Source organism: Elusimicrobiales bacterium (assembly GCA_041651175.1).
GTDB lineage: Bacteria > Elusimicrobiota > Elusimicrobia > Elusimicrobiales > Elusimicrobiaceae > JAQTYB01.
Map to the genome: position 1 here is coordinate 43,409 of JBAZJT010000007.1, position 15,893 is coordinate 59,301.

16 protein-coding genes and 1 pseudogene are annotated in these 15,893 nt (G+C 61.8%); 1 reads left to right on the forward strand and 16 read right to left on the reverse strand.

Annotated features, from left to right (window positions below):
- Positions 1–17 precede the first annotated feature (17 nt).
- The 16 genes and pseudogenes from WC421_05475 to WC421_05550 form a co-directional block, all read right to left on the reverse strand.
- Entirely contained in the window at positions 18–461 is a 444-nt protein-coding gene (locus WC421_05475; protein ID MFA5161676.1) for a YraN family protein, read from the reverse strand.
- Positions 454–1,083, reverse strand: a complete 630-nt coding sequence (locus tag WC421_05480; protein MFA5161677.1) for a ribonuclease HII — start codon at positions 1,081–1,083, stop codon at positions 454–456. The genes WC421_05475 and WC421_05480 overlap by 8 nt, the downstream gene beginning before the upstream one ends.
- Before the next feature lie 134 nt (positions 1,084–1,217).
- Positions 1,218–1,547, reverse strand: a pseudogene (gene rplS / locus WC421_05485) (50S ribosomal protein L19).
- Between the two features lie 9 nt (positions 1,548–1,556).
- Positions 1,557–2,225 carry a tRNA (guanosine(37)-N1)-methyltransferase TrmD gene (gene trmD, locus WC421_05490; GenBank protein ID MFA5161678.1) on the reverse strand — a complete coding sequence of 223 codons (669 nt, stop codon included), beginning with the start codon at positions 2,223–2,225 and terminating at the stop codon, positions 1,557–1,559.
- Complete coding sequence (locus tag WC421_05495) at positions 2,226–2,453, reverse strand: KH domain-containing protein (protein MFA5161679.1); 228 nt, start codon at positions 2,451–2,453, stop codon at positions 2,226–2,228.
- Between the two features lies 1 nt (position 2,454).
- Positions 2,455–2,718, reverse strand: a complete 264-nt coding sequence (rpsP, locus tag WC421_05500) for a 30S ribosomal protein S16 (GenBank protein ID MFA5161680.1) — start codon at positions 2,716–2,718, stop codon at positions 2,455–2,457.
- A 32-nt stretch (positions 2,719–2,750) separates the two neighbouring features.
- A complete protein-coding gene (gene rpe, locus WC421_05505) occupies positions 2,751–3,422 on the reverse strand; it encodes a ribulose-phosphate 3-epimerase (GenBank protein MFA5161681.1) in 672 nt (223 codons plus the stop codon).
- A complete protein-coding gene (locus WC421_05510) occupies positions 3,419–4,366 on the reverse strand; it encodes a PASTA domain-containing protein (GenBank protein ID MFA5161682.1) in 948 nt (315 codons plus the stop codon). The genes rpe and WC421_05510 overlap by 4 nt, the downstream gene beginning before the upstream one ends.
- A gap of 7 nt (positions 4,367–4,373) precedes the next feature.
- Positions 4,374–5,348, reverse strand: coding sequence for a methionyl-tRNA formyltransferase (gene fmt / locus WC421_05515; GenBank protein MFA5161683.1), 975 nt, complete (start codon positions 5,346–5,348; stop codon positions 4,374–4,376).
- Between the two features lie 378 nt (positions 5,349–5,726).
- Positions 5,727–7,346: a chaperonin GroEL gene (groL, locus tag WC421_05520; GenBank protein MFA5161684.1), complete on the reverse strand. Its 1,620-nt coding sequence runs from the start codon at positions 7,344–7,346 to the stop codon at positions 5,727–5,729.
- 19 nt (positions 7,347–7,365) lie between these two features.
- Positions 7,366–7,653, reverse strand: coding sequence for a co-chaperone GroES (locus WC421_05525; GenBank protein ID MFA5161685.1), 288 nt, complete (start codon positions 7,651–7,653; stop codon positions 7,366–7,368).
- A 145-nt stretch (positions 7,654–7,798) separates the two neighbouring features.
- Complete coding sequence (locus WC421_05530) at positions 7,799–8,632, reverse strand: Stp1/IreP family PP2C-type Ser/Thr phosphatase (GenBank protein MFA5161686.1); 834 nt, start codon at positions 8,630–8,632, stop codon at positions 7,799–7,801.
- Positions 8,629–10,902, reverse strand: coding sequence for a serine/threonine-protein kinase (locus WC421_05535; protein ID MFA5161687.1), 2,274 nt, complete (start codon positions 10,900–10,902; stop codon positions 8,629–8,631). Before WC421_05535 ends, WC421_05530 begins: the two co-directional genes overlap by 4 nt.
- 15 nt (positions 10,903–10,917) lie before the next feature.
- Positions 10,918–11,808, reverse strand: coding sequence for an NAD(P)H-hydrate dehydratase (locus tag WC421_05540; GenBank protein ID MFA5161688.1), 891 nt, complete (start codon positions 11,806–11,808; stop codon positions 10,918–10,920).
- A complete protein-coding gene (locus WC421_05545) occupies positions 11,805–12,647 on the reverse strand; it encodes a vitamin B12 dependent-methionine synthase activation domain-containing protein (GenBank protein ID MFA5161689.1) in 843 nt (280 codons plus the stop codon). The genes WC421_05540 and WC421_05545 overlap by 4 nt, the downstream gene beginning before the upstream one ends.
- Positions 12,640–15,150, reverse strand: a complete 2,511-nt coding sequence (locus WC421_05550; protein ID MFA5161690.1) for a homocysteine S-methyltransferase family protein — start codon at positions 15,148–15,150, stop codon at positions 12,640–12,642. Before WC421_05550 ends, WC421_05545 begins: the two co-directional genes overlap by 8 nt.
- Before the next feature lie 103 nt (positions 15,151–15,253).
- Between WC421_05550 and WC421_05555 the strand changes: the two genes are divergently transcribed.
- Entirely contained in the window at positions 15,254–15,859 is a 606-nt protein-coding gene (locus WC421_05555; protein ID MFA5161691.1) for a hypothetical protein, read from the forward strand.
- The last annotated feature ends 34 nt before the right edge of the window (positions 15,860–15,893 follow it).

The window sequence follows — 15,893 nt, forward strand, 5'->3', positions numbered from 1 at the left end:
AATCCATTGTATCAAAGTCAGCCGGTGCCTGAGCGGAAAGCGTCTTTTATATGCGCTGGCTTTTCGCCTGCGATTATGGCAATCACGTCGAAACGGGCCTGGGAAAACCGGCTTTCCCCGCCCAGCGCGGCGCGGATTTTACCCGCCGCGCGGACGAAAACGCCGCCTTCGCTTTCCCCGCCGGAAAACGCCGCCGCGATTGCCGGCTTTGACTTTATATATGCCTGCGCGCAGTTTATTATTTTTTTCCGTTTGGATTTTGTTACAGCCGCCGCCGGCCCGCCGAAAGCCGCGTAAGAGCGGGTTTTCACCTCGGCGAATACCAGGGTTTGTCCGTCGGCGGCGATTATGTCTATTTCGCCAAGCGGGCAGCGCCAGCCGCGCGCCAGGATTTTCATGCCAAGCGAGCGCAGAAAGCGCGCGGCCTCGTCCTCTCCGCGCGCGCCGAGATTTTCAGGCATAAAAGGGGAGCTTGTCCGGCAGGAAGGTGCGCCGGTGTTCCGGGCAGGGGCCCAGCTTTTCAATGGCGGCGATATGCTCCGCCGTGCCGTAGCCTTTGTGTTTGGCAAAGCCGTAGCCGGGGTATTTGGCGTCAAGCCCGCAGAGCAGCCTGTCCCGCGTAACCTTGGCGATAATGCTGGCCGCCGCCACCGCAAGCGACTTGCCGTCGCCCTTTATCACCGGCGTCTGCGGCAGCTCCAGCCCGGGTATGGCATTGTTTCCGTCAACCAGCGCGAATGCGCCGGGCGGCGGGCACAGCTGCGCGACCGCGGCGCGCATCGCCGCGAATGTGGCCTGGAGAATATTTATGCGGTCAATCTCCTCCGGCCCGCAAAAGCCCAGCCCGCAGGCCGCGCCGGAGGTTTTCAGCAAATCAAAAAGCTCTTCCCGCTTTTTGGGGGAGAGCTTTTTGCTGTCGTTGACTTCGCCTAAAACCGGATACAGCTCCGGCGCGATTATGCACGCGCAGGCCACCACCGGCCCCGCCAGCGGCCCGCGCCCCGCCTCGTCTATGCCGACGAGGACGGCCGCGCGGCGCTGCCGCGCTGCGGTCTCGTCAAAAACCGCGAGGCGGGAAATCACACCGCGGGCTACTGCTGCGCGGGCTGGCTCTGCGCGGGGGCCGCCGTTGCGGCGGCTTCCGGCTGGGCAGTCGCCTGCGCGGTTTCAGCCTTGGGCTGCGCGGGCGCGGCCTTCTCCTGCTCGGCGGAGACGCGCTCGGCCAGGCGGGCAGCCTTTCCGGCCAGCTCGCGCAGGAAGAACAGCTTGGCGCGCCGCACCTTGCCCTGCTTGAGAACCTCTATCTTCTCCACGCGGGGCGAATGAAGCGGGAATATCCGCTCTATCCCCACGCCGAAGGAGGTCTTGCGGACGGTGAAAGTCTCGGATATTCCGCTGCCCCTGCGCGCGATGACAACGCCGTCAAAGCACTGTATCCGCTCGCTGTCGCCTTCCACGACTTTGTTGTGGACGCGCACAGTGTCTCCGGGCCGGAACTCCGGCAAACCGGTTTTAAGGCCTTCCTGCTTGATTTCCATACAAGTCATTCCTCCGTGTCAAATTCCCGCCAGGTCCGGCCTGAGCCGCCGGGTAATCTCGGCGGACTGCCGCCTGCGCCAGTTTTCTATGCCGGCGTGGTTTCCGCTCATCAGCTCCGGCGGAGCCTTCTTCCCGCGCCACACCGCCGGCCTGGTGTAATGCGGCGCCTCCAGCTTCCCGTCCGAAAACGATTCTATCAGCGGCGCCTCCTCTTTTTTGAAGACGCCCGGCAGCAGCCTGGTTACGCAGTCTATCACCGCCACCGCCGCCGGCTCGCCGCCGGTAAGCACGAAATCGCCCAGCGAAATCTGCCCGTCGCAGCCGTCTATGAAGCGCTGGTCCACGCCCTCGTAATGGCCGCAGACAAGCACCAGATTTTTCCTGCGCGCCAGCGCGGCGGCCTTTTGCTGGGTGAACTTTTCGCCCTGCGGGCCGAGAAACACCACCGCCGCGCCGCGGCGCTTTACGCTTTTTACGGCCTGGTAAAGCGGCTCCGCCATCATCACCATGCCGGCGCCGCCGCCGTAGGGCCTGTCATCCACCGTCTTGTGCCTGTCCGCGGTGAAGTCGCGCGGGCTGGCGAAACCCAGCTTCAGAATGCCCTTTTCCCGCGCGCGCCCGACTATACTTTTGGACAGCGGGAAATCCACCAGTTCGGGGAACAGCGTAACAACGTCTATGCGCATCTAGTCTATGTCCAGAAACGCCTTTTTCCCCGCCCGCTCCGCCCCGGCGGACAGCACGGCCCGGACGGCCTTTATGACCTTGCCGTCCCTGCCGATGATTTTACCCTTGTCCGAATCGGCCACTTTGGCCTTGAGCCGGATTATGCCGCCTTCCTCCGCCGTCTCGACGAAGACTTCCTCCGGCTTGTCCACAAGCGCCTTCAGCAGATAGCTGGCAAGCTCCTGCATATCAAGCCTTGGGCGCGGCCGCGCGTTTGGCGCGCCGGATGAGGGAGGCCACTGTTTCCGTCGGTTTCGCGCCGGTTTTTATCCAGTGTTCCACGCGGTCCAGCTTCAGCGAGAGCTGCGCGTTTTCCTTTCCAAGCGCGGGATGGTAATGTCCCACCACTTCCAGCGGCTTGCCGCGCACCGCGCGCGTGCGCGCTATCGCCACCACGCGGTAATGCGGTTCCTTCGGTTTTCCTGTCCTTTGCAGCCTGAGAGCTACTGCCATTTTCTCCTCCGAGTCCGAAACCCATCCGGGTTTCAGACGTTTTTTCTCAAAATCCTCATCGCGGCCTGCGCGCCGTCCGGGCCGAAGACCGCGCTTCCCGCCACCAGCGAATCCGCGCCGGAAAGCGCCGCCATCCTGGCCGTGCGGGCGTTTATGCCGCCGTCCACCTGAAGCCAGATTTTCCGGCCCGAGTCGTTTATCATCCGGCGGGCCTGCGCTATGCGCTCCGGCGACTGGGGCATGAACGCCTGACCGCCGAAACCCGGATTCACCGTCATCACCAGCAGCAGGTCTATCTTCGGCAGAAACCGGAGCGCCTTTTCAAGCGGGGTGTCCGGGTTCAGCGCCAGGCCTGCTTTTGCGCCCAGCTGATGTATCTTATCCAGCGCGGCGGCGCAATTTTTAGCCTCGTAATGCACGGTTATCAGGTCCGCGCCGGCTTTCACGAAAGCCTCAACGAAATCAAGCGGGCGCTCCACCATCAGATGCGCGTCCAGCGGCAGGCTTACGCGCCTGCGCAACGCGGCCACCACCGCCGGGCCGAAGCTGATATTGGGCACGAAATGCCCGTCCATCACATCCACCTGAAGCCAGTCCGCGCCGGCAAGTTCGGCATGCTCGGCGGCACGGCCCAGGTCCGCCGCGTCTGCGGCGAGAACGGAGGGCACTATAGCCGTTCTGCCGGAGGGCGGATGAAATGTCATTGCATCTCCTTTTCTTCCACCAGCACGCCGTTTACGAAAATGCGCACCTTCGCCGGCCCGCCGTAGGGCGCGGTAAGGTCAACCTTGGTGCCGGGGGCGCGCAGCCCGTTGAAAATCTCGCGCTCGCCGGATTTGTCCATCATCACTATGCGCAGCCGGCTCTGGGAGCTGCCCTGGCTCATCTCGTAATGGATGCGGTGCACTTTGGCAGCCGCCGCGCCGGTGTCCCTGCGCCCGCTTATCACAAGCGTTATCCTGATGTCCGGGTTAAGCGCGGTGTCCGGAGCCGGGTCCTGCGAAAGTATGGTCCCGTTCGGGAAAAGCGATGCCGGCTCCTCCTTTATATCAAAAGACAATCTGTTCTGCGCCGCCCAGTGGTTTGCCTCCATGACGGATTTCTGGCGGAAATCCGGCATCAACGTTATCCCCGAAGGCGGCGGCCCCGCCGAAATCGTTATATTGATCAGCGAATTTTTGGCCACGCTGGCGTCCGGCGCCGGGTCCTGGGCGATTACCACGCCCTTGTCCAACTTTAGCGAATACGCCTCGCCCACCTCGCCCAGCAGCAGCTGCTGCTGGCGGAGCAGCAGTTCCGCGTTTCGCTGCGGCAGCCCCGACAGGTTGGGCGCGAAAACCGATTCCCCCCCTTGGCTGAACCAGGCGCGTATCACCTTGCCCTCGCGCACCATGGTTCCCGGCGGCGGAAGCTGGCGGATGACCGCGCCCACCGGGACGGAATTGTCAAACTCCTCGCCGCATCTTTGCAGGGCCAGCTTGACGCCCGACAGCGTGTCCAGCGCGGCCATGGCGGAACGTTTGGTTATGTCCGGCGCGGCCACCTGCGCCCTGTCATGCACAAGCGCGCCGAAAGCCCAGTCCAGCGAAAAGTAGGCTGCGGCGCAGACGATTGCAAGAACAACCAGGGTTTCGACAAATCGTTTCATACGGCGTTCATGCGGCGCCGTCCGCCCGCCCGGCGCAAGGGAGGGCAAAAACATCCCCTGCCTTCAGCCTCAGGCCGTTTGCAAAATCCCACGCTGAAACGGTGTTTTTGCCTTCGGGGCGGACAGACTCCACCAATACGGCTCCGTCTGAACATTCTACTATAAAACCCCTGCCCCTTTCAACGCGCGCGATTGTCCCCGGCGCGCCGCCCGCGCCGGCGGGGGAAAGCGATGTTTTCAGCACCTGCACCAGCGTTTTGCGCCCCCCCGCAGGGCAATACACCCGCGCGCGCGGCCCCAGCGCAAGCCCGCGCACCCGGTTGTGAATCTCCGCCGCGGGGCGCGAAAAATCAAGAAAGGAATCCTCCGTCCGCAGCAGCGGCGCGGCAGACGGCTTGCCGGATTGCGCGATGCGCGGCGGACTGCCGGCGGCGGACAGCTCCAGCGCGTCGTCCAGAATATCCACGCCGAAAGCGGCCAGTTTGCTCATCAGCGAGGCCGCGTTGTCTTCGGGCGCTATGGGATGCCGTTTGGCAAGGCAGAGCGGCCCTGTATCCATCCCCTCGTCAAGCCAGAAGGCGGAAACTCCGGTTTCGGTTTCCCCGTTTATAAGCGCCCATTGCACGGGGGCCGCGCCCCTGTAAGCGGGCAGAAGCGAAAAATGGATATTGAGGCAGCCCATGGCCGGAACCGACAGCGCATCCTGTTTAAGCAGCCTGCCGTAAGCGACGACCACGGCCACGTCCGGCTTTACGTTTTGCAGCGCGCTGGCGACGGCGGCGGAATTATCCGCCGTTTCCACCGGAATGCCGCGCGCGGCGGCAAAAACCTTTACCGGCGACGGCGTTAGCTTGAGCCCGCGCCCGGCGGGCCTGTCGGGCATGGTGATGACCAGCGCCGGCGGGTGTTCCCGGCACATGAAATCAAGAAAAGGGACCGCCGTCTCCGGCGTCCCCATGAAAACGGTCTTCAAATTCGCCATTCAGGAATATTTTAGCACATAGCGCGGCTTCGCATGTGTTTTGCGGGTTTCCCGCAGGACACATTGTGGCCCGGATATCAACAAATGCAAAAAATAGCCGGATACCTGACCGCTTGAGCTTCAGTGACCTCTATTACCTGAATGTTTCAGTTGGATTGCGGGGTTCGGCGAAAAATAGCTTCATACTGCCTTCACAAAATTATCCTTTCGCGCAGTGAGGCGCGCGCGGATAATTTTGTTCGGCATTATTTCGCGCTTTTTCGCCTCGGTCCTCGCAACCAACTGAAACACTCAGGTTATGATGCGCCCCTGCATGGATAATTCCATGCAGGGGCGCCGGATTTTTGCTTCCGCTTTTGCGGAGGCTTGCCTTGCGGCTTAGTACATGTCTCCGCCGGGCATGGGGGCGGACATTTTCTCTTTCTTTTCCGGCAGGTCGGCGATGAGCGCCTCGCTGAGCAGCACCGTCGCGCCGATGGAGGCGGCGTTCTGGAGCGCGGAGCGCACCACTTTGGCCGGGTCAACGACGCCGGCTTTGAGCATGTCGCCGTACTCGCCCGTCTCGGCGTTGAAGCCCTGATTTTCGCCGAGGGCGCGCACTCTCTCTATGACCACGGAGCCGTCATGGCCCGCGTTGGTGGCTATCTGGCGCAGCGGCGCGCTGAGCGCGCGGCGGACGATGTTGATGCCGGTCTGCTCATCCTCGTTTGCGCCCTTAAGCGTTGTCAGCGTTTTTTCGCAGCGGATGAGCGCCACGCCGCCGCCGGCGACAAGGCCCTCTTCCACGCCCGCGCGGGTTGCGTTTCTGGCGTCTTCCACTTTGGCTTTCTTGGCTTTCATCTCGGTCTCGGTAGCTGCGCCGACGCTGATGACGGCCACTCCGCCGGAGAGCTTGGCAAGCCGCTCTTCCAGTTTCTCTTTGTCGTAGTCGGAGGTGCTGTCTTTGATCTGGCGGCGGAGCTGCTCTGCCCGCTTTTTAATCTCGTCCTTGTTGCCCACGCCGTCTACGATGGTGGTGTTTTCCTTGTCCACAACCACGCGCTTGGCGCGGCCCAGCATTTCAATGCCTGCTTTTTCAAGCTTTGAGCCGGTCTCTTCGCTGATGACCTGCCCGCCTGTCAGCACAGCGATGTCGGCCAGCATGTCCTTGCGGCGGTCGCCAAAGCCGGGGGCCTTGACGGCGCAGCCTTTGATTGTGCCGCGCATTTTGTTGAATACCAGCGTGGCAAGCGCCTCGCCTTCAATATCCTCGGCGATAAGCATAAACGGCTTGCCGGCTTCCACGATTTTCTGGAGGACGGGCATAAGCTCGTTCATTGAGGAGATTTTCTTGTCGGTGATGAGGATGTAGCAGTCCTCAAGCGCGCATTCCATGCGCTCGGCATCGGTGACGAAGTACGGGGAGATGTAACCCCTGTCAAACTGCATGCCCTCCACGACGTCCAGCGTCGTCTCCGCCGATTTGCCTTCCTCTATGGTGATGACGCCCTCGTGTCCGACTTTTTCCATCGCCTGGGCGATGAGGTCGCCGATGACGCGGTCGTTTGCGGAGATGGTGGCTATCTGCGCCTTCTCCTCGCGCGTCTTGACCGGCTTGTGCATTTTCTTGATTTCTTCGCAGACGGCCTCAACCGCTTTTTCAATGCCGCGTTTTACCTGCATCGGGTTCGCGCCGGAAGCGATGTTTTTGACGCCCTCTGCCAGAATGGCCTGGGCCAGCACGGTGGCGGTGGTGGTGCCGTCGCCGGCGACGTCATTGGTCTTGGTGGCCACTTCCTTTACGAGCTGGGCGCCCATGTTTTCGAAATGGTCTTCCAACTCTATCTCTTTGGCGACGGTGACGCCGTCGTCAATTATTGACGGGTAGCCGAATTTTTTCTCCAGCACCACGCAGCGGCCCTTGGGGCCCAGTGTAACCTTCACCGCATTGGCGGCCTGGTCTATGCCGGATTTGATACGCGCACGCGCCTCTTCGCCGAAAATGATCTGTTTCGCCATTTGGATGTCTCCTTAATAATTACCGCAGCACGCCAAGAACATCGTCTTGGTGCATGATGAGATACTCCACGTCGTCAATCTTTATTTCCGTGCCGGAGTATTTGCCGTAGAGTATCCTGTCCCCCGCCTTGACGTCCATGTTGAGCCGCTTGCCTTCCTCGGTCATTTTGCCGGGGCCGGCGGCGATGATTTCGCCTTCCTGCGGCTTGTCCTTGGCCGTGTCCGGGATGATGATGCCGCCTTTGCGGACTTCCTTGGGTTCAACCGCCTTTACCAGAACCCGGTCGCCCAAAGGCTGGATTTTCACTTCTGCCATATCATTCCTCCTGTTGTTTTCCGCGCCCGTCCGTCGGGCGGAAGGCGCGGGCAATGTTAGCAGTCATTGCGTCTGACTGATAATTTAGCATAAACCGCGCGGGGTGTCAATAGCAGTCTTTTAAGGGGAGCGCTAATTATGGATTTGCGAAGGCGTTTATAGCCGCGCGCGCCAGCTGGGCGATTTTTTCCATGAATTTCGGATTGCGCAGCTTTATAACTACAACGGAGACGTTGTCGGGCCCGCCGTTTTCCAGGGCCTTGTCAACCAGGTAGCGGCACATCATGGCCGCCGGCAGGGCGGAGGACAGGACGCCGCGCATATCTGTTTCAGAAGCGGCTTTGAACAGCCCGTCGGAGCACAGCAGCAGCCTGTCGCCGTCGGCCAGTGTAACCTCGCCCACATCCAGCTTGACCGCCTTGGTTATTCCCATCGCCCGGGTGAGGATATTCTGCATGGAGGAAATTTCGGCTTCCTCCTTTGTCATTATGCCCTTGCGGACCTGCTCCATCACCAGCGAATGGTCGCTGGTAAGCTGGACCATATTACTTTCGCGATACAGATAAATGCGCGAGTCCCCTATATGCGCGATAGCCGCGCTGCGAGAGCCCAGCAGTATCGCGCTCAGGGTGGTGCCCATGCCTTTGCGGTTGGTCTGTTCCATGGACGCGGCGTGAACCGCCTCGTTGGCCTTGATGGCGGCGAAATGTATGTCATTTACGGATTCGGAAAGATGCGGGTCCTTGTTTTTCACGCGCATGTCGCCGCTGCGCAGCGCTATCAAACTCTCTTTTATGGCGGTTATGGCTATGTCGCTTGCGATTTCTCCGGCGTTATGCCCGCCCATCCCGTCGGCTACCGCGGCAAGGCCCAGCAACTCGTCCACCACGACGCTGTCCTGATTGTCGCTGCGAACCTTGCCTTTGTCGCTCAGAAAAGCGAATTCCGGGATAAGGGATATCTCTATCATAACCTGTCCGAATACCGCAAAACCTCGGTGCGCTGCGCCGCCAGCGAAACGCAGGATAAAAGCGCAAAAAGCAGCGCCGCCAGCAGGTACGAACCCTCACGCCCCGCATTGGCCTGAAAGCGGCCGGCCGGTTCTGCGGCAGCTTCGCGCCATGCCTCGGATTTCAGAAGTTCCAGCGGTTTTCTCCGGGGAATATCCACCAGTTTATCGGACGGAGGCGCAACCCCGCCGTTTTCCCGGCGCAGTTTTTCAATCTGCTCCTGCCGCTCGGCATAGGCTTTGGTTACCATGGCTTCCTGGTCGGCCTCTTTTTGCGAATAGAGCTGCGCGGAATATGCGCTGACGCCGTAAATCCACATCATTGCGCCGGCGGCTGAGATGAGGACCAGCGGCGCCAGAAGCGATGTTATGGTGCTTTTCTTGGCAAAGCCGGACAACGCCGCAGCCGCGGACAGAAACACCGCCAGGAACAGCGCAGTGGTGAGACTGTCGCCCGCGGCCTCAACAGAGACAAAACGCCATAAAAACATCATGAAAAACCCGGCAAAAGCCGCGCCCGCCCATCTGCCGGCGACGCGCTTGTCGTCCCTGCACATGAAATGACAGGCAAGGCAGAAAGACAGCGCAGCGTAAACAAGCATGTTGGCGGTTCCGAGCGGATTATCCGCAATGCCCCTTGCCGCTCCGGCCAGAGTGGTAAGCGGCGTCGCGCCCGCTGACGGGGAGTATGCCGCGCCGGCGGCATATGCGCAGGCGCACGCGGCGTACAACGCAAACGAGACCGCCTCAAACGCGCCGCCCGCGCTCACATATATGGCCCCGCCCAGCAGCAGCACCCCGCCTGACATAAATCCCACCTGCGCCGCCAGAGAGTCGGAGGACGGGGCGGTAACCGCAGCCCCCCACATGGCAAACAGCAGTATCATAAGGCCCGACAGCAGCATGAACACAAGCAGAAGCGGCAGCCGCCTGGATTTCTTCGGAGGAGAAAGGGTTATGGTCTCGCGCGTGTCGGCATCGTCCATCTGCGGGGTTTCCACCTGGGGGCTGTCCACAAGAGGCTCCGCCGCCTCCTCCGATTCGGACGGCGCAATATCCTCGGCAGGCAGGCCTGTATCCTCCGGCGCATCCGCGGAAGGATTGGTGATTACAACCTCTTCCTGCGGCGGCCTGGGCGCGGGGGCCGGCTCCGGCTCCTCTTGCGGCTCGGGCGGATTTTCGGACGGCGCGGACGGGGGCGCCGGTTCCGGCGGAGGAGCCGGACGGGATTCCATCTGCTCGCGCAGCATCTCGTCGAAAGAAATGATTTCCGGTATGCGCGAGCTTGCCGCGCCGCTTTCACCGCTGCGCGGCGCGGGCGCGCCGGAAACAGAAAGCGTATCCTTGCCGTCGCCGATGTTCAGGTTGAGACTGTCGCTTGTGTCCGGAAATCCCATCCTGGCTGCGCCCTTGGACAGGGCATCCAGCGCCTCGCTGGCGGACTGGTAGCGGTCCTCCGGTTTTTTCTTCATCATCCGCTCTATGATGCCGGCCAGCCACAACGGCACTTCCGGGCGGACCTGTATTATGTTCGGGGGCGGTTCGCTGATATGCTTGTGCACCACCTCTATGGAGGTCTTGCCGTCAAAGGGATACTTGGCGGATATCATGTAATACAGCGTTACCCCCGCCGAATATAAATCCGCCCTGTGGTCCACCGCGCGGCCCAGCCCCTGCTCCGGCGCCATGAAATAGGCCGTGCCCACCATCTCGCCGGAAATCGTGAGCTGCTTTTCCTCGTGGATTTTGCGCGCCAGGCCGAAGTCCACTATCTTAGGCTCGCCGTCTTTTGCAATAAGGATATTGGAGGGTTTTATATCGCGGTGTATTATGCTTTGCGCGTGGGCCGCCGCCAGGCCCCTTAGCACGCCGGAGATAATCGCCACCGACTTGTCCATCGGCAGCCCGCCGGTTTTGGTTATCATGTCGGACAGCGGGCTTCCGTCTATGTAGCTCATTATCAGGAAATAAATGCCCTTGTCCACGCCTACATTGTTTATCTGGACTATGTTGGGATGTTCTATTTTTGCGACGGAACGCGCCTCGCGCAGGAAAAACTGGACGTATCTGTCGTCGTTGGCGAGATTGGGGGCCAGCACTTTTATGCAGACGATTTTATCCAGCAGGGTGTGATGGGCCTTGTAGGCGGCTCCCATGCCCCCCATGCCTATCTTGGATACAATTTTACAACCGGCAAGCTCAGTGCCTACCAGCGCGTCCTCAGTGCCCATGACAAGTAGAGTTTATTATAAAAATCCGCCTTTTTCCACTGCGCGCATTGCTTGCGGCAGATATTGCGCCAGTTCGCCCGCCAGAACGCAGCGGTCCCCCATTTCCCTTGCCGCCATGTCGCCGCAGATTCCGTGGATGAGGACCGCGGCGCGCGCGCAGCCGAAGGCTGTTTCCGCAAAAGACTTCCTCTTTCCGGCCTGCGCCCACAATCCGGCGATAATTCCGGCCAGCACGTCTCCGGTTCCGGCTTTTGCCAGCGCGGGGCCGCCGGTGTTGTTGACGGCGAAATCGCCGTCCCCGGCGGTTATGGTGCGCGCGCCTTTGAGCACCGCCACCCCGCCGCAAATTCCGCGCAGCCGCGCAGCCGCCGCGCGGCGCGCCGCCGGGCCTTTGGGAATCGCGGTTCCCAGCAGCCGCGCAGCCTCGCCCGGATGCGGGGTGATTATACGCGGCGCCCTTACGGCGGAAAAAAACTTTTCAGCCCCGCCGCGCAGCGCAATGCAGTTCAGCGCATCCGCGTCCATGACAAAAGGGATTTCCAGTTGTTTAACGACCGCGGAGACGAAAGCCGCCGTCTCCGCGCCGGCGCCCAGCCCGGGGCCGATAAGCAGCAAATCCGCCTTACGGCGGCTTTGCCAGTCCAGCACGGTTTCAAGCGCGGCGCGCGCGGGCATGCCGTCCGCCGTCTGCGGCAGGGGCAGCGTCAGCGTCTCCGGCAGGCAGGCGGCGGCTATGGGCTGCGAGCTTTCAGGCAGCGCCAGCGTTACAAGCCCGGCGCCGGATTTAAGCGCGGCGCGCGCGGCCAGCACCCCCGCGCCCGTCATGCCGCGCGAGCCGGCGATTATGAGGATTTTGCCGTAATCGCCCTTGTTCCCGCAGGGGCGGCGTTTGGGAAGAAGTTTCATATCGCAAACAGCTTGGCGCGCGGGTTGTGCAGCGCCAGCGCGCTTACGCTTGCCTCCGGTTCCATCATGAAACTTTCGGTCAGGGTTACACCGATGTCACCGGGGCTCAGCAGCGAAAACAGTTTCTCCTGCTGCTCCAGCGCGGGGCAGGCGGGGTAGCCGAAGCTGTACCGCTCGCCCCGGCCTTTGGGGGCCGGGCCGCAAAACCCGCCGTGCGCGCATTTCCCGCCGCAGCCTGTTGAGGCAGAGCGGGACGATTCCTCGTCGCAACCGAACCATTCCCGGCGGATACGGGCGTGAACGGCTTCGGCTATCGCCTCCGCATAGACTGCCGCAAGCGCGTTGAGGATATGGGAATCCGCCAGTCTGCCGGCCTCGCGCAGCCTGGCGGCCTCGCGCGCGAAACCTCCGCCGCAGGTGCAGACAAACATGGCAATATAATCCATTTTCCCGCCGGCGGACGGGCCCACGAAATCCGCCAGGCAAAGCTTTTCCCCCTCCGGCTGGCGCGGAAAGTCAAAAATCACGGGCGCGAATGTCCGGTCGGCGGGATTGTAGACGGTTATTGAGTTCCCCCCGCTCTGCGCGGGCAGGAAGCGGTATGCCGCAAGCGGCGCGAAAATGCCGCGCGCCACGGCATCGCCAAGCAGCGCTCCTGCCTGTTTTTTCAGCGATAGAAAACGCGCGTCCCCCGTTTTTTCAAGCTCGGCGACATCGCCCTTCACGCCAAGCTGGGCATTGTAGAGCATTCTCCGGTTCAGGCGGCGGTCAAGTTCGGCGGAATCAAAATCATCAACTATATGCCGCTCAAAATCCGGCGGGGTCGGGATATCAGTCATGGCGCACAATATCCAGCGCGACGGCCAGCCCGATCATCGCGTCTGCGGCGTAATGCGCGCCGCCCTTGCATACGGGGGCCAGTTTCAATTCCACGAATTTGCGCGACAGCGCCGCCCCCCCCGCCAGCACCGGAATTTCCAGCCCGGCGGCGGACAGCTCCGCGCAGACTTCCGTCATCGCCTCGGCGGATTTTGTAAGCAGCCCGGAAAGCCCGATTATGTCCGGCTTGAGGCGGAGCGCCGCCCCCACAATGTCGCGCGAGGGGACTTTCACACCCATATCCTCAACGGAAAAACCGTTGCTTTCAAAAATCATGCGCACGAGGTTTTTGCCTATATCATGCACGTCGCCGCGCACGGTGGCCAGCAACAGTTTTCCGCGCGGAACCTGCCCCCCGGATTGCAGGTGCGGCTTTAGCGCGGCGGAGGCGGCGCGCATGGCCTCGGCGCTTTGCAGCACCTCGGTAACAATCATATCGCCTTTGGAAAACGAAACGCCCACCTCCGCCATTGCGCGGGCCAGCGGGCCGTTTATTATCTGGTCGGCGGGCATGGTCTTTGCCAGTTCGCCGGCGGACTGCGCGGCGGAGGCGGCGTCGCCGCTTTTCACCGCATTAAAAAGTTTTTCCCCCGGGCCGGAGGCGGCGGGAGTCTGCTGAACCTTCGCCTTGTCCCTGTAGAGTCCGGCAAATTGCGCCGCCGTGTCCGCCTCCGGCGCGAACAGCAGCTTCTCCCCCAATTCGCGTTCCTGCGCGGACAGGGATTCATATGGCCGCAGTTTTTCCACATTCACAATTGCCATTCCCAGCCCGGCTTTCGCTGAGTGATGCAGGAATATGGAATTGAGAGCCTCCCTTGCCGCAGCCGGCAACCCGAAGGAGACATTACTCACCCCCAGCAAAGTGCGCGAGCGCGGGAATTTCTCGCGGAAGAGTTCCAGCGCTTTGACGGTTTCCAGCGCGGCGCCCCTGTATTTATCGTCGCCGGAGGCGGCGGGGAAAACCAGCCCGTCGAAAATCATATCCTCGTCCGGCACGCCGTTTTCGCGCAGAATGGCGGCGGCGCGCTCCGCGATTTCCAGCTTGCGCTGCCGGGTTACGGCCATTGAATCCTTCCCGCTTTCGTCTATGCAGCCGATGACCAGCGCGCAGCCATGCCGGCGGTTGAGCCGCGCGGCCTCCTGCATCTTATCCGGCCCGGATTCCAGATTTACCGAATTCCAGACAGACTTTCCTGGCCAGAGTTTCAGCGCGGCCTCAGCCACGGAGATACTGGTGGTGTCTATCATCAGCGGCAGCCGGGTGGAGCGCGCCGCCAGCGGCGCGAATGCCGCGATGTCTGCGGCCTCGTCACGCTCCGGGTTGGAGAGACAGACGTCTATGATATGCGCCCCGGCGGAGCTTTGCCTTTTCACCACCGCCGCCGCGCCGTTCCAGTCCGAGGCGGCAATCAAATTCCTGAAATCCCTGCTGCCTATGGAGTTGGCCCTTTCGCCCACAAGCATTGGCGGCGGAACCTTGTCCGCGAAAACAGCCTCTATGCCCGACAGCGCAAACCCCGGCCCGGACGGAATTACGCGCGGCTTTATTCCGCGCAGCGCGGCGGATAATTCCTTTATATGCTCCGGCGTGGTGCCGCAGCAGCCGCCGGCGATGTTGAGCAGCCCGCCGCGCGCGAAAGCGGCCATCTTTTCCGAGAAAATTTCAGGAGAGAGGCGGAACCTGCCGTTCTCGTCCGGCATTCCGGCATTGGGCATGCAGGTGAGCGGGAATTTGGACAAAGCGGCCAGCCGTCCCAGGCTGCCGGCCATTTCATCCGGCCCGGCGGCGCAGTTAAAGCCCAGCGCCAGCAGCGGGTAATGCGCCAGCGCGGTATACAACGCCGCAGCGTCCTGGCCGCTGAGCATTTTCCCTCCGGCGCCCAGACTGGCCGAGATTATAACCGGAATGTCCCGCCCGGAGACGCGCGCGGCCTCAAAAGCCGCGTCCGCCGCGGCCTTTATATTAAGGATGTCAGTGGCGGTTTCTATGATGAAAGCGTCAACGCCGCCTTCGGCAAGCCCCAGCGCCTGCTCCAGATAACCGGCGCGCAGCTCGTCAAAGGAAATCCCTTCCGAAAGAAAAAGCGATTTTGAGGTCGGCCCCATGGAGCCCGCCGCAAAACGCGGCTTTTCAGGCGAGGAGAACTCTCCGGCGGCGGAGCGGGCGACCTGTGCGGCGGCTGCGTTTATTTCGCGCGCGCGGGTTTCCAGCCCGAACTCCCGCAACATCACGGGCGAGGCGCAGAAAGAGCAGGTCTCTATAATGTCGGCCCCGGCGCGCAGATACGCCTCATGCACGGCGCGGACCGCTTCCGGTTTTGAAACCGGCAAATGGTCATTGCAGCCGAGGAACTGCTCCCCGCCGAAATCCGGCGCGGACAGGCCCAGCCTGTCCAACTCGGTTCCCATCGCGCCGTCGGCAATAAGAATGCGCCCGCGCATCGCTTCCCGTAAATTCGCCATACCACAGTTTACCGAATTTCTCACGGCAGGCATAGGACTTACGGCCCATGCGCACTGGCGGCGGTTTTGCGAAAATGTACATATCCTTAAAGGAGCGTGACTCATGAAAACACCCTTGGTTATGCTGATGACCGTGCTGGCGCCCGGCTTATGCGCTGCGGGTTCCTATGATATGTACGCGAAAGCCGTGCCGCAGGCCCAGGCCCGCGCGGCTGCCTCAAAACCGGAATATCCGAGAGTCGGCACCGCGCAGGTTATAGCCGCGCGCAACGGGTTTCGCTGGGTCTACAGGGTTGACGGCGGCCTTTACAAAGGAAAGTACTACTATGGCGGCTGCGTTGACAAGAAAACGAAGGAATATTACGCCCCCTCCAACGACGGCACGGGCGGCTATATAACCCCGCGCGGATACGCGAAGGTGGTGCAGTCCGCCGGCAAAACCCCGGAAGGCGGCGCCTCTTCCGGCAGCGGCTATTATTCGGACGGAAGCGACTCCTCTCCTTCAAACAACGGCGGGCACTGGCAGAATTCGCCGAACGGCTGCGACGGCCCCGACTGCGTGGATGACGGCGACGGCGGCAACAACCAGAACTACAACGGCCCGGACAGCGATTACGACGGCGGCCCCGGCAACAACCCCGGCTCCGGCGGCAATTATGACGGCCCGGACAGCGACTACGACGGCGGCCCCGGCAACAATCCGATATAATCCCCCGTCCTCCTCCGCAAAGCGCGCCGGCCCG